Raw genomic sequence first — 14,673 nt, 5'->3', positions numbered from 1 at the left:
CCTAGTTCTTATGCCTAGTTTGTAAATTAGGCACCCGTAAAAATTAACGTAATAATGTCTAAACCGATGACAATACCAAAGGCAAGCGCAACTTGAGTTGCAATGGGTCGCCAGTCATTTCCCTGCTGGGCTTGGTTGTAAGCAAATAAGCCTGCTGCTACAACAAGGAGCAAAAAGATAGCTCGAATCATGTTAAATACAGTCCCTACTGTTCCAGCATCAACGCCGGAGTTAGAGGCATTAACCAATTCACCTACAAAGTCTTCTAGACCGCTCAAAAATAGTGCATGAGCTGGAGCATCGAATAGTGTAAATAAACAGGTAGTTCCAATAATTGCTGTAGCAACGTGCCAGAATCGAATTTTGGCATTAATCCACTTTTCAACCAACGGAATAGCACGACCTATGTTGTACAGTCCCAGGTAAACAATGCTCGCACAGCCGAGAATAGCCACCATCAAAGGCTCTTGAATCAGTAAGTAAGCTGTTACAGCAAGCAGCAGAACGATGAACATTACATCAAACCGATTAATCCGGTTAAATCTACGCTTATTGGTGTAGGTAGTGAAACGCATGAGAGTCATAATCTCCTCGAATTTGTTAATAGTTAAAATATTTGTTTCTAGCAATAGCGATCGCCAGCCTTCGAGCTTTTCGAGAAGCCGCTCAATTCTATTCGTAGAAAGAACAATGTACGGTGAAGCGATCGCCGTAAGCTTCCTGTAAGGTAAAGAAAGCCTTTCTCGAAGTGTAGGAGGGGCTGAGGCTGGCTGTTAAGAAATGGCTGCGTTACATTTCGATTTCTTTGTCAGAATAATGACGTAATTGAGTAGGCTTTCGCTCGGGTTTAGAAGCCTCTTTAGCTAGGTCTTGCTTTTGTTCTTGCTCCGCTTCTGCCTCTAAAACCAAAGATTCATTTAACAATGCCAAGATTGGGGTGGGAATATCGCATTGTTCAACTCTGTAATACTCTGATTTAGAACCTTTTTCAGAAGGAGTAAGTATGGCTTTGAAAACTTGCTCTCCTTCATTCAGCAAGTCATATCCAACTAAGCTTTTTTGGTTCTTAGATTTCATTACTTCAAATTCATAGTTATTTACTCCTTCTTCATCGGTAAATATAAACCCAGATTCGCCCTTACCGTTAAAAAATTCTGGGGAATGCTGTTTGAAATTGACAACAAACTCCTGAGCAAGCTGCTGTTTCTCAAATGCTTCAGGGGTCTGTGGCAAGATGCGAATATTGTCTATTTCCCTAGCAGAAAGCGAATCCTCCAACACTTTCCAGCTAGAGCCATCACCACTAATTGCTGTAAAGAGCTGGCGGTCGGCTTTGTCTTTTAAGGAAACACTGATGAACTCGGTGCTAACCCGATCTACATAGACTGTTTGATCGGGTGGTAGCGAGCAACACAGCACATCCTCGCTTTGGATTGCGTTCTCAGTGTGTGCTGAGTAAACGAATGCCATAAGGGCGTTTGCCACTGTTGTTTGTTGTGAGTTAGCTGCGCGTCCCTCTGACGATTCCTGCAATGACTTTTCTTCGATGCTTTTGTCGATCTCTGCTTGTTGCTCTAGGGCTTCGATCCGTTCCTCTAAAGCATCAATGCGTTTGACAAGTCGATTGAGGTATTCTTCAATTTGAGTCAGTTTGTCGTCCAGGCTGGCATTGGGGTTAAGCTTAATGGGCGGTAGAGGTGTCGATGTTGCGTCCAAACTATCGCCCAGTTGATTGACTTTATCTGCCAGTTGATTTGTGGCTGCACCGATGCTATCCTCAACCGCATTTTCTGCTGGAGAATTTTGCACCTGACGCTTAGGAGTGGAAGTTTCAGCAGACTCAGTTGAAGGCTCATCATCGTCAACAGTACGAGCAGACCGATCGGCTGTTTGTAGTTGTTCAGCTCGTTCTGCAAGCTGCTGCGTTCGCCGATCCTGTTTCTCTACTGTTTCTAGAATGCGACTTGCTCTTTTATCTGCTTGTGTTAACTCGGTTTCTCCAGGTTCTATAGCATTAAACGATTGCGCTTCGCGCAGCGCCAAAGGCGATCGCAATCGTTGCTCTCGTTGAATCAGCCCTTCAGTTCGTTCAGCCTGCTCCTGAATTAAATCTAGAATTTGCTGGAGACGCTTTTGTTGTTTAGAATCAGTATTCTGCAATGATTTAAAAACGTTTTCTCCAACCGCAAGCCCTAACGCTGCTAGTTGAGTTGCCAATCCAGCAACATTGATGCCATTGACCTCGTATCCAGACACCGCAGCTCTAGCACCCATATTTGAAATTTCTTCAACTACAATTTGACCGTTGAGCGATGGTTTTTCATTCCGGTCATCTTTTTGGTCTTGAAACTTACCGTTATCCTGTTGGCGCTTACCGTTGCTCGGTTGGGTCTTAGATTTCGATTTGGATTTAGTAACACTTTTAACAGGTGTAGGAGCCAGTTCGTCTACCTCTAGATTTAGGTCTGTGTCATCGAGTAGATCGTCTAACTCATCCTCTGAGATAGACTGCTTAAAGTCTTCCATCTGCTTCAAAGCAGATTTGCCTTTACCGTTCTGTTTTCCAGCTTGACGTTGTTTGGGCAGTTTAGCAGTCTGGGCGAGCGGTTCGTCATCTAGCTCCAAATCGAGATCGTCGCGATCGCTCTCAAACTTATTTTCTATTTCGCTCTCAAACTCTTCTAACTCTTCAACGTCACTTTCAAACTCATCATCAATTCCTAAACTCTCCAGAATTGCGGAGGGGGTGTATTTGTTTTCATCAATTTCTACCCCATGCTTTTGCAGGTTCAGTGCCAAATATTTACCACTAGTGCGTTCTTTGGGGTTACTGATGAGGTAGAACCGAAAGCCTCTAATTTCTCCATCTGTACCTTCACACAGCTCCATTGCAATTGGTTGACTGCTGTGTTCCTCACTGTAAGACTCTACAAATTCTTTAAAATCTTGCAATGATGAAATAGAACCGTCTCCAATGACGGTTTCAAGGGCTTTATCGACTAATTTAGAAATGTGCTTGAGCTTTTTAGGGTCAGTCAAGTTTGACCAAGGTTTTTGTTTCTGAACACGACGACCTATACCAGAATGACTTGATGCTTTCGCTTTTGTCATATCAGCAAATACTAAATATTAAAATACATAGGTTTCTATTAGATACCAGCTTGGCTATGGCTGACCCTAGTAGGAATCATCATATTTGAAGCCAATAAATATGAGTCTTTTTCTGCTTTATTATTTATTCTTTTTGCTATAAATAATACTTTAGCAAGCAGTATTTACACTGCCAAGTCTAATCCAATTCAGTTTGCTTTTTTTTCAAAAACTTTTGATATTCTGAAGAAGAATGTAAAGTGCGTGTAAACTTGGAGGGCTGCTGTTGATCAAGCCGTTGGTATTGCTTTAACATCTGCTCAAACGCCTTGGTTAGCACTGGAGACAAAGGATGAGTTACTGCAACGGTGTGTAAATTAAACTGAGCGATCGTTCGTTTAGCTTCACCTTCTAGCCCACCGCGAATCCGCGTGTCACCCGATGCCTCGACATAAGCATCCCAACTTCCCACTCCAACTCGGACTGGCTTCTCATGGTCTGGCTCGATTCCTTGAGTCAAGCACTTTTGTACATACGCCGCAGATACACCAGCAATGAGCTTGTCCATTACAGTAGACTCCTTTTTCTGGGATCGGATCTGGCGTTTATGAACTTGCTCGCTAAAGTTAGTACTGGCTCCGTCGCTTGATCGCTCTGGAGGAGATGGAAAATCGGCTTGTTTTGATTCTTCTTTGGATGCGATTGCGCGGAGCGCAGTGCCAGAGGCAATCGCAATAACTGGTAAGCAAACCGATTCGGGATCGACGTGCAACGTAACTTTCGATCTTTCTGGCTCAATAGTGCTGCTGAAAGTTGACCCAATCGGCAGCTTTGGTGTCTCTGGTGAAAAAGTGCCTAAAATCTTACCGTCAATAGCAATAGCAGGAGTACCATTGTAACGGTAGTAATTGGGATTATCTGGCTCTAACTTAAGCGTATCAACCTTAAAGTCAATAGATTGGTTTCTCCACTGACGCGAATTCAAGTTCTCTGCGGCAAATTCATTATGTTTAATACCTAAAACTTGAATCTGATCGATCTGCGTGGATTCAAGTTGCTGGCAGATTTCATCGGTAAACAAGTTATAAACTAAAGCTCCAACACCAGGTTGAGTGCGTGACATTGCCCAGTTATAGTTTTGTGGTGCAACTATCCACAGTTTATCGGGTAAATTAAGTTGTTCTGAGCCGTTAAAGTTATTTCCATATCTTGCTTCTAACTTTTCAATCACCTTGGAAGATAAATCTTTGAACACAAAATCAACCATTGGCAGCTCGGAATTGATAATTGCCGTATACTCAATTTCCCGTTCATCCAAAGACTGCTTCCACTTCAGTGCTTCATTTCCAAAGGGAATGCTGAGAACATAAGCATCGCGAGGTAGCGCTTCGTTAGGCAATTCGTAATCAACTTCTAACCCAAAAGTTATCTTCAGCTTTTTAGCAATTTTAAGACACGTTTCTTCGGCTCCTCTACGTTCTGGTCTGCTGTGCTGGCTATACCAAAGCGCACTGGCAGCAGCAGAGCGTTCTTCTGGTTCGACAAAAAGCTCTGCAATTTCTGCTCTGTAGGAATCGTACAATCTACCGAGTTCTTTATTAAATACTTCTGAGTCTTCACCAACTCTTTGTTTGATTTCGTTGCGAGACTCCTCAAACCTAAGTTTTAATTCTTCTGCCCAATTTAAGTAATTTTCTTTCCAATAGTCAATTTCATCTTCATCTGCTCCCTCAGTCATAGGATTGGGAAATAAATAACGAAATTCTTCACGGCTGCGGTTCCGAATTTGAGTCGCTGACCACAAAGGATTAACTACTTCTCTAGGAATAACATTAACTGCGGCTTTTTCTTCAGCAGGAATAGTAAAGGTGCGATAACTTCGGTCATCTTTATAAAATTTAAAAAAGTGACATGGATGAGCGTCCGCCCACTTTTTAGCATCGTCTAGTAACCGATGACCGTTAAAGTCTGAAATTCCTTCTAATTTTTTAACATCTTCAATTCGTTCTGCACTTTTTTGATAGTCAACTTCAATTTGTAATCCAGCAAATAAACGATTTAATAATTTCCGCTTTTTGCGTTCAAATAAAGCTGGGTTTTCATTTTCATTAGGTAGGGAGGATTGCACTCGCCCAATAGCAAGTGCTACTTGACCTACTTTGTTCTGGCTGCTAGCAACCGCTACCTCTGCTAAACTCTTGTATTTGCGGTTTCCCTCTTCATCTAAAACATCGATGTAAGATAGCTTTGGGCGTTGCTTAACTTCCATAAACTCGGCAGGTTCTCCAGCTCGACGCACCTCCTTAGCAATGTTAGGTATTTTAATAGCAGACGTGACAATTAACTGGTCTCCATCAAAGTCTGCCTGGTGATATTTCTCTGCATCCAATGGGTTAATCCAAACTACATTTTTTGTCTTTACTAACTCTGGATGATGGACATTTTTATAGAGCCGAATGTTATCTCTTGAAACAATTGGATAGCGAGTAACAATAGTGTCTCCTTCTGGCAGGTGAGGCGCACAAATCTTTCCCTGCTTTAGTTCTGGAGCTGGCATCGCCATACCAGAGCTGTGTGTAAATCCAGTCTTAACCGCTAGGTCTCGCCATTTGTTAGCTACATAATCGCGCAGGTAATCTGCAACCTTTGGCGCATCCAAAAGCTGCCCATACTTATCTGCTCGAAGCAGGCAAATTATTCGGGCTTCCTGCTCTTTGGTAGATACGTCCTCATCTAAATCTGAGTCTTCAATTTGTAAATCCAACTCTTCAGATTGGCTGCGATTCCCAAAGGCGCGATCGCGTCCCTGTTTTTTGTCGTACTCTGCGACAATGTGATTGGCTAAAGCGATGGTGTCGCGCTGCAAGGAAGCTAATTGCTGAGCCTTTTTGAGCGTAACAGGTCCAAAGTCCTGCCGTATTGCATCCTCAGAAAACCAAATGGTGAACTGCCAACTATTGTTGTATTGGGTGACTTTGGCATTGGAGCGATTACCCAGCACGGCTTGAGGAAATTCGTAATCTCCACAGGGGATCAGCTTTTTCAGTTGGGACTTTTCAATTCCTTTGATCGAGGAGATATCCAGAATCAAGTCATACCCTTTTCCTTCAGTCAAATTGCGATCAGGCAGAAATGTCCCTTTCGATAGAAAACTGGGTAGGTTTAGTTTTTCATCAACAGCCCAATCTGATTTCCAAGCCAAGCGAAATTGAAACGGTGCGTTCGTCTTCGCACCTAATACCTTCGCCAGTTTGGGAGAAATTTTGCCGTGACAATCCCCTGTTTTATACTCTGCATACTTTGGGTCTTGGCGATCGACAATTTTGACCCGCAGGTTTTCAAAGGTTTGAGTACCTTTAAAGCAATCGCTAGTCAACAATGACCCGTAGCGACAAGCGGTGTCTGGCTCGGTTTGAAAAAAATCTCGAATTCGATCTCTTAAGTTCTTGCTAGCAAAATAATAGTTTTGCCCAGAACTAAATGCAAAGAACCGCTTCTGACCGTCTTCAAAAGTGCGGTTGCGAAGGCGATCGGGATTGGGATTAGTATCGTCGACTTTAACCATCACCAAAGACTTCAAGTCTTCTGGCGAAAACATTTGAGCCAGAATTGAGTGCTTTAAGGTAAATGGTTCAGATAAAAATCGCCCTTTCCCGTTTTCGTAAGATGCGTCGAAAACAGGTACGCTCAGACTACCATCAGCTAAAACTTTAGTTATCGCCATACAAGTATTAAAACTTACATTAAACTTGCAAGCGTCAATTCTTGAGAAGAAGTACCAAACATAACTAAGTCAGTTCGATAACAAAATCTAAATTCAGCAATACCAATATAACAGCCGTATTTTTGGTTACAAATATTTCATGCGTTCTTCACAAATTTACCCAATTCAGTGTAGAAAACATAAACCGCTATATTTTCCCACAGCATCCTTGAGATGACATACCTATCGGCGCTCTCCACCCCACAATGCTTGGAAGTGGAAAGAAAAGAGGAATTAGAGAAAACCAAGAAAGTTGAGTGAACCGCTACCGCGTGGGGTGTTTGGAAATTTCAAACACTCGACCTATGACCGCACAGATCCTCTCGATTCCTCAACTCCCATTTCAATTAACTTGCGACCAAGAGCAGGCATTGAAGGCGATTCTCGAATTTTTAGATTCAGACCAAACCTTATTTTTGCTGGGCGGCTATGCAGGGACTGGCAAAGCTCAACCTATTCATACCCCCGTCCTCACTCCTACGGGATGGATACCAATTGGTCAGCTCAAACCTGGCGACTTTGTGATCGCTGGCGATGGTTCTCGCACACGAGTCATTGGGATTTTCCCTCAAGGAGTTAAACCCGTAGCTAGGATTAAGTTTAACGATGGCAGCTCCACCTTGTGCTGCTACGATCATTTGTGGCTAACTGAAAGCTATCACGAACGCAATGCCAACCGCGTGAGAGTTTACAAAGCACAAAAGAAGGGAAGAATCCCTCAACCCAAGAAGGGACGAGTCAAAACTACGCGAGAAATTGCTGCATCATTATCAACTAGAAACGGGCTGCAAAGCAATCATCGCATTCCAGTAATGCAGTGCGCTGACTTTGAACTTTCCACCGTTCCAATAGCTCCTTACTTACTCGGTTGCCTACTGGGAGATGGAGGACTGACAAGCAATACACCCCAGTTAACAACCAACGATGCAGAAATTATTACTCGTTGCCGAGAGATAATTCCCGAAGATGTGGATATGAGAATTATAATTCAGAGAGAATATCGTTTTGTAGGTACTCAGTGGCGAGGGCAATATCGACACAATCCACTAACAGAGTCCTTGAAATCTTTAGGTTTGTGGGGCAAGTACTCCTATGAAAAATTCATTCCCCAATGCTACTTAATTAACTCAAAAGAAGTGCGCTTGGAGCTGTTACGTGGATTGATGGACACAGATGGTACTGTCTCGCAAGAAGGCTATGAGACATCCTTTGCAACTAGTTCACCCAAGCTGGCTGCGGATGTGAGAAGTTTAGTTGAATCATTGGGTGGTATTTGCCCAATACAAACAAGAAACACAGCATCTGGTCGTTTATGCTATAGACTTTCAATTTGCTTACCCCCAGATATCAATCCTTTTCATCTGCCTCGCAAGCGCGATCGCGTGAAACCAAAAACTCGCTATGCTCCAGCTCGATATATTGTTTCAGTCGAAGCTGAAGGAGAGCAAGAGTGTGTCTGCATTGCTGTAGAACATCCCTCTCGACTTTACGTCACAGAGCACTGTATCGTGACTCACAATACCACGTTAGTTTCGCTGTTGGTTAAAGCATTGGTTAGCGTAGGCAAGCGGATTGCTTTGACCGCTCCTACTAACAAAGCTGTGAACGTACTCCAGCACATGGCAGCTCAAAACTCACTTGCTGGGGTAGACTTCTTCACCATTCACCAGTTGCTAGGGCTAGGGATGGTGACGCGAGCTGGCGAGAAAGTTTTAGAACGGACTGGCTCATCTTATGCTCATGCCTTTCATATCGTTTTCATTGATGAATGCTCCATGATTGGCGAGCAGCTCTGGCATTGGATTGAAGACGCGGCTAGCCTGTATGCACCTCGACTCAAAATCGTGCTGATGGGAGATCCCGCGCAGCTTAATCCAGTCAACGAGAAGAAGTCTCCCAGTTTCAGCGTCACCAATCGGGCAGTGCTGAAGCAGGTAGTCCGACAAGGAGCTGACAGTCCTCTGCTGGAATTCGTCACAACCTGCCGCCAAGCTGTTACGAAAAGCAAGCAGCCGTTTAAGCCCTGCCCAAAATACTCGCAGGACAAGCAAAATGGTGTATTCGTCGTGCGGCAGCAGACACTTTTGAATTACGCCTGTAAGAAAATGAAGAGCAAGTTTGACAACAACCCCGACTGCTTTAGAATTCTCTGTTGGACGAATAAGCAGGTGGACTGGTATAACCACCATATTCGTACCCACCTTTACGGCGTAAATGCCGCTCGGTTTGTTATCGGCGAACGGCTAATCGCTCGCGATCCTATAGTCGCCCCAGACGGAAAAACGGTGATTCTGCCAACCTCCAGCGAGTTTGTCGTTACAGATTACTGTGAAGACCGCTATGCAGGCTACAAGGTATGGCGGGCGATCGCCACCACTGACAACGACATCAAGCGGCAGATCTACGTGCTACATGAAGAGGAGCGACAACGGTTTGATGCTGAAGCCCAACAGCTGATGCAATCTGCCAAAAATAACCCCTTCTTCTGGCAGAAGTATTACAAGCATCTAGAAACATTCGCCAACGTCAGACCGTGCTTTGCCCTTACGGTTCACAACTCCCAAGGGTCTACGTTTGATGAAGTTGCCATCGATGCAAACGATTTAAACAAGCGAGGATTGGACGGAAAACTCAGCAGCGTGCGGGAACTCAATCGGCTTTGGTATGTAGGATCGACGCGGGCTAGAGAACGGGTGTTTATCGTTAAATAGTAATCTTGCAAGACTGGATCAAAAGTTGGCAAATCAACAGGTGCGATCACTCAATCCGACGGATTGCACCTTTCTCACTGCTACCGCAGCGTAGCACGGCAAATCGGTTTTTAAAAATATGAGCGTAACTAGACTTAAGCAAACCAATACCTCATCCACGGGAGAGACTAACAAGAATGCTAAATCGGCTGTAGCTGGGGCAACTCAAATTACTACTACTCCAGCTAAATTAGAACGGCACAACGGTAAGACGGCGAAGCAAACAAAGCGCAAAAAGTTGGTTGAATCCGATGAACAACTGAATTCAATTGAGCAACCCGATCTATTGAGCCAATCCGATGCTGTCAATGGATCGATTCCAGCTAAGTCAGCATCTAATGGTTCTGCCTCCAGTCAAGGAATGCACGTCATCTGCCAGCAAGAAGCGCTCGATTCGGCTTTAGCCTTTGTCAAAGCTGCCGTCCCAACTAAACCCCTGCAACCCGTTCTAGCTAATATTCTGGCGATCGCTGACGAGCAGGAGAACAAGGTCAAGCTCATTGCCTCTGACATCAGCCTAACTCTGAGTGCTGCCTTTGAAGCGCACGTGCTACGGGGTGGGGCGATCGCCTTGCCTGCTGAAATTTTAGTAAGTGTTGTAGGTAAGTGTCCTAAAGGTGAAATCAGCCTAATTCGCTCGAACGCTACAGTCGCTGCCAAAAACCGCAAGACGAAATCAAAGGCTGAGACAGAGGCACAGGAAACTAACTCTAGCCCCGTCGTGCTATTGGAAGACAGTCAGGGGGGAGCGGTTGAAATCTATGGTATGGATGCAGGAGAGTTCCCAGAGATTTCAGTACCCACAACCAATTTGGTTTCTCTGCCTGCCAAAGCAGTCAAGGCTGGTTTGAAAGGAGTCATCTTTGCAGCAAGTACGGACGATTCTAAGAAAATCCTGACAGGCGTGCAGTGGTTACACAGTGCCGAACGAGGGCAGCTGCGCTGTACTGCAACCGACGGACACCAAGTCGCCCTGATTGCTCTGTCCACAAATGGGATCGGGCGAAAGCAGCGAGCTAAGTCCCACTTGAGCGATCAAACTTGCATCATTCCAGCCAAGACACTTAAAGAACTAACCCGCAACTTAGAGAAAATTGAAGTTGATGAGTGGCTGCGGTTTGCCTATGATGCCCCATCAAAGCGCGTTCGGTTTGAGTTTAGCGATAAAAAGCTCCAAAAAGAAATAATTTCTCAATGCTTGGAAGATACTTATCCCGACTGTCAAGCTTTGGTCGAGCGATATCAGTATCCCAAGCAAGTAGCGATCGAAACCAATGCCTTGCTCTCCAAACTCGATCGCCTTTCAGCTTTGGCAAGTAAGAAGGAAAACGCTGTCAAACTCCTGTTCGACAGCAGCACGCAAGAAATCTATCTCACGATTGAGCGGGATTACGGCAGAGGCACTCAAACTGTGTCTGCCACAATCCCTGATGAGCTGGGAAAATTTGAGATTCAGTTCAATATCAACTACCTGATCGATACTCTAAAGGCTTTAAGCAGTACGGCAGTGAATTTCACGATGGATCGACCCTACACCCCTGTTAGCCTCAAGCCAGCTGGGGATTTAGAATTTCCCGGAATTGCTATCGACGCAACCTATTTTATCCTGCCTCTCTACGATCTAGAAAAGGCGAAGCAAGAGTACAACGCCCAGTCAAATTCTGATTGACGCAAAGCGCAGACTTTTTGACCTGTGCTTGACTCTTCAGGCACAGGCTTCCAGCTATCCCCTATCGGGGAGCAATTTACAATCTTACAACCAAAACTATGAGCGCAGCCCTTCATTTAGCTTACAGACCTAAAACCCTTGAAGACCTTGTAGGACAACCCTACGTCAAAGCAACTCTGGCATCGGCGATCGCAAATAGACAAATTGCCCCAGCTTACTTGTTTACAGGACCGAGAGGTACTGGAAAGACTAGCACCGCCCGCATCTTTGCCAAGTCGCTAAACTGCCTAGAGAGCAAAAAGCCGACCGTTACCCCTTGTGGACAATGCCAATCTTGTCGTTCAATTGAGTCGAGCAACAGCTTAGATGTGAGCGAAATTGATGCTGCGTCTCACAATGGTGTAGATGATGCGCGAGAGCTAGTTGAGCGTAGCAGTTTCGCACCTGTGGCAGGACGTTACCGAATTTTCATTCTCGATGAATGCCATCAGCTTACTACCCAGTCCCAAAATGCTCTGCTTAAATGCATTGAAGAACCTCCAGCTCACGTAGTGTTCGTACTTTGCACTACCGAAGCTCATAAAGTTCTGCCTACCATTACCAGCCGCACTCAGCGATTTGAATTCCGCGCCCTCCCCACTGGGACTATTACAGCACAGTTACGCAATGTAGCTGTGAGTGAAGAAATTGCGATCGGTGACGATGCACTGTTGGCGATCGCCCGCATCGTTAATGGGGGACTTAGAGATGCCCTGCAATTGCTCTCTCAGGTGCGGTTGTTGGGTGAAGACGTGACAGCAAACCAGGTCATTGAAATGGCAGGTGGAACCACCGAATCGGAACTACTCGCGATCGTTGAAGCGATCGCCGCTGGTAACACCTTACAACTTCTGCAATCTGCCAGAGAACTAGTGGATGCAGGCAAAACGCCGACGCTGATTCTTAGCAGCTTACTGCAAACCTATCGAGATTTGCTCGTTCTCCAGTCTGCCCCTAAAGAGCAAAACTTGTTAACAGGTGTAGTCAGTTACCGTCAACTCAAGTCGCTAGCAGCCAAGTGGAGCTTTGACACGCTCAATCTTGTTTTGGTACAACTGCACAAAGCAGAACTCCAGCTCCGACAGTCCATCAACGCCGGAGTGTGGCTGGAAGTTTGTTTGCTGAATTTGATGTCAGCTACGCAACAAGAGCCTCAGCCAATTTTCACAAAGCTGATGACTACAACCGCAGAACTCTCGCTTAACGAAATTTGGCAGCAGGCGATCGATACCGCTAAATCCAACAACCGAATGCTGCTGTCTAAGGCTACTCTCGTTAAGCTCAATGGCTCCAATGCTATCTTGCAGGTAGCCCCAACCTACTTGGAGAAGTTTGAAGCTAACAAAGAGGCGATCGCCCGACTGCTCCAGCGCGTGACCCAACACCCCAAATCTATAACGGTGTTTGTTCGCACTGCTGCCAATGCGAATGGTAGATCTAATCGGAGACTGAGCGCATGACAGTACTGTTGTTAATTGGGGAGGACGAGTATGGTATCAGTCAACAGCTTGCCACGCTCAAGCGCCAGCTCGATCCCAACTGGCTGACATTCAACTATCATACCTTCAGCCCGACGCAACTTGATGAAGCCTTAAATGCAGCTCGCACGCCAGCCGTCGCCGATCGCTTAAAGGTGGTGGTAGTCAAAGACTGCAACTTCAATTCTGTCGGTCAGTTTGGGGAGCAGCAGTTCGAGCTATTGCAATGTCTTCCCCACTTACCACCAAACAACAAACTGGTATTCACCGCCGCCTCATTAGATAAACGGCTGAAAATTGCTAAATTTTTCCTCAAACACGGGCAATTGAAAGAATATCCCTTGCTCGCGCCTTGGCGCACCGATCTAATCGCTCAATCGATTGCAGCGCGATCCAAAGCCATGAAGCTGTCGTTGTCCAAGCCAGTTGTCACTTACTTAGCGGAGGCGATCGGTAACGATTCCGCTAGGGCAGCATCAGAGTTAAACAAGCTAATGGTCTACGCTCAAGGCAAATCTCTAAGTCAATCGGAAGTAGAAGCTTTAGTCCCCTGCCATACTCAAACCAGTTTCCAACTGGCTGAAGCAGTCAGATGTGGCGATTCAACCAGGGTCGTCCAATTAACTCACGACCTTTTGTCTCGTGCTGAAGTGCCACTAGCGATCGTTGCTACACTCCAGACCCAATTTCGTACTTGGTTATGGGTGAAAAGTGTCCTCAAAAACCGAGCTTTCCGGAAAGATGCAGAAATTGCTCAATTATGTGGAATTGGCAATCCCAATCGGCTCTATTACCTGAAAAAGGATGTTGCAGCCGCCTCTATCAAAGCCTTGGCTACTGCTGTGATTTGGTTGTTTGAACTGGAGGTTGAACTAAAACAGGGTGCAACCACAAAAGTCATGCTGCCAGCTTTTCTCAAAGTAGCTCGATTGTTCAATTGACGCTCCCCTTGTTTCAGTTATTTCGCCCACAACGTTCACAACATAGACATTGCGGGCATTTATACTTTGTTTATGTTTGTCACAGCGATATCTGGAGTTTCTTTAGGAGATAATTAGTTAGCATTTGTTCAAAGGGTACTTCTTAACAATTGCCCAAAGTCGTGTTTCCTCCCAGGGCGAATCAGCCGCTGGGTTTTCACACTCCCATTTTTTCTTATGATTCAAACCCTTCAAGCCATTGATATTACGTTACACGACTTAAGGACTAAATTCAGCCTTACCCAAACTGAAGATGAACAGTTTTTCCGTGAATGGCAAGATGATTTACCGGAGATCGCAGAAGAAGAAAAGCGATCACTTGACCGGGTAAAGAGCAACTATCGCAACTTAATTGAATACCCACCCCTACTAGAAGATGCGGTCAAGATGGTGGTTCTATCTCCATTGCTTGACTTAGCGGGGTTTTATCAATCCCCATTTAGAATTGAGACAGAAACATCAATCTTACTTACCGCTGAAGATGAAGGGATTGTCGTCAAGGGTCGTATTGACGTCCTAGTGCTGAACAACCAGCTGTGGATACTGGTCATTGAGTCCAAAAAAGCAGAATTCTCTCTAGAGGCTGCTAGAGCGCAGGCACTAGCCTATATGTTAGCGTCTCCAAAGGTAGATAAACCGACCTTTGGGTTAATCACAAATGGCGGTAGTTTCGTTTTCCTGAAGCTAACTCGTTCTGGTACACCACAGTACGCTTTGTCAAGGGTGTTTTCAATTCTCAGTCCTGGGAATGAGTTGTACAGTGTTTTGAGCATAATGATGCGACTTGGTGCCGCAATCCAGAATTGACAAGCGATCGCACCATCCACCACCAAAGGCGCATTTCGCTGTTGCGGAGTCAGTTGGACTAACTCCCCCTTATGGGGATTTTTTTAGTAGTTAAAGA

8 protein-coding genes are annotated in these 14,673 nt (G+C 45.2%); 5 read left to right on the top strand and 3 right to left on the bottom strand.

Translation table 11 applies throughout. The annotated features are described in order from the left end of the window. Positions 1-26: 26 nt before the first annotated feature. The 3 genes from CSQ79_RS20350 to CSQ79_RS20340 all read right to left on the bottom strand — a co-directional run bounded on the left by CSQ79_RS20350 (position 27) and on the right by CSQ79_RS20340 (position 6,814). Complete coding sequence (locus tag CSQ79_RS20350; protein ID WP_099702970.1) at positions 27-584, bottom strand: hypothetical protein; 558 nt, start codon at positions 582-584, stop codon at positions 27-29. Between the two features lie 205 nt (positions 585-789). Next, positions 790-3,111 carry a coiled-coil domain-containing protein gene (locus CSQ79_RS20345; protein WP_099702969.1) on the bottom strand — a complete coding sequence of 774 codons (2,322 nt, stop codon included), beginning with the start codon at positions 3,109-3,111 and terminating at the stop codon, positions 790-792. 178 nt (positions 3,112-3,289) lie between these two features. After that, on the bottom strand, positions 3,290-6,814 hold the full coding sequence (locus CSQ79_RS20340) for a hypothetical protein (protein ID WP_099702968.1): 3,525 nt from the start codon (positions 6,812-6,814) through the stop codon (positions 3,290-3,292). A gap of 344 nt (positions 6,815-7,158) precedes the next feature. On the opposite strand from CSQ79_RS20340, the gene CSQ79_RS20335 reads away from it, so the two are divergent. The 5 genes from CSQ79_RS20335 (at position 7,159) to CSQ79_RS20315 (ending at position 14,576) form a co-directional block, all read left to right on the top strand. Beyond that, positions 7,159-9,564, top strand: a complete 2,406-nt coding sequence (locus CSQ79_RS20335) for an AAA family ATPase (protein ID WP_099702967.1) — start codon at positions 7,159-7,161, stop codon at positions 9,562-9,564. A 118-nt stretch (positions 9,565-9,682) separates the two neighbouring features. Continuing rightward, positions 9,683-11,272, top strand: a complete 1,590-nt coding sequence (gene dnaN / locus CSQ79_RS20330) for a DNA polymerase III subunit beta (RefSeq protein WP_099702966.1) — start codon at positions 9,683-9,685, stop codon at positions 11,270-11,272. 98 nt (positions 11,273-11,370) lie between these two features. Then, positions 11,371-12,771 (top strand): DNA polymerase III subunit gamma/tau, encoded by a 1,401-nt coding sequence (dnaX, locus tag CSQ79_RS20325; protein WP_099702965.1) that lies wholly within the window; start codon positions 11,371-11,373, stop codon positions 12,769-12,771. Next, positions 12,768-13,730: a DNA polymerase III subunit delta gene (gene holA / locus CSQ79_RS20320; protein ID WP_099702964.1), complete on the top strand. Its 963-nt coding sequence runs from the start codon at positions 12,768-12,770 to the stop codon at positions 13,728-13,730. Before dnaX ends, holA begins: the two co-directional genes overlap by 4 nt. A gap of 216 nt (positions 13,731-13,946) precedes the next feature. Then, positions 13,947-14,576, top strand: a complete 630-nt coding sequence (locus CSQ79_RS20315; RefSeq protein WP_099702963.1) for a type I restriction enzyme HsdR N-terminal domain-containing protein — start codon at positions 13,947-13,949, stop codon at positions 14,574-14,576. The last annotated feature ends 97 nt before the right edge of the window (positions 14,577-14,673 follow it).

The organism is Gloeocapsopsis sp. IPPAS B-1203 (genome assembly GCF_002749975.1).
GTDB lineage: Bacteria > Cyanobacteriota > Cyanobacteriia > Cyanobacteriales > Chroococcidiopsidaceae > Gloeocapsopsis.
Note: the sequence above shows the minus strand (reverse complement) of the source record. Positions and strands in the feature narration are given on the sequence as shown.

Bases quoted from the DNA above. Each gene is read 5' to 3' on its own strand.
- CSQ79_RS20315 (WP_099702963.1), top strand. From the start codon at position 13,947: ATGATTCAAACCCTTCAAGCCATTGATATTACGTTACACGACTTAAGG.
- holA (WP_099702964.1), top strand. From the start codon at position 12,768: ATGACAGTACTGTTGTTAATTGGGGAGGACGAGTATGGTATCAGTCAA.
- dnaN (WP_099702966.1), top strand. From the start codon at position 9,683: ATGAGCGTAACTAGACTTAAGCAAACCAATACCTCATCCACGGGAGAG.
- CSQ79_RS20335 (WP_099702967.1), top strand. From the start codon at position 7,159: ATGACCGCACAGATCCTCTCGATTCCTCAACTCCCATTTCAATTAACT.
- CSQ79_RS20350 (WP_099702970.1), bottom strand. From the start codon at position 584: ATGACTCTCATGCGTTTCACTACCTACACCAATAAGCGTAGATTTAAC.
- CSQ79_RS20340 (WP_099702968.1), bottom strand. From the start codon at position 6,814: ATGGCGATAACTAAAGTTTTAGCTGATGGTAGTCTGAGCGTACCTGTT.
- CSQ79_RS20345 (WP_099702969.1), bottom strand. From the start codon at position 3,111: ATGACAAAAGCGAAAGCATCAAGTCATTCTGGTATAGGTCGTCGTGTT.
- dnaX (WP_099702965.1), top strand. From the start codon at position 11,371: ATGAGCGCAGCCCTTCATTTAGCTTACAGACCTAAAACCCTTGAAGAC.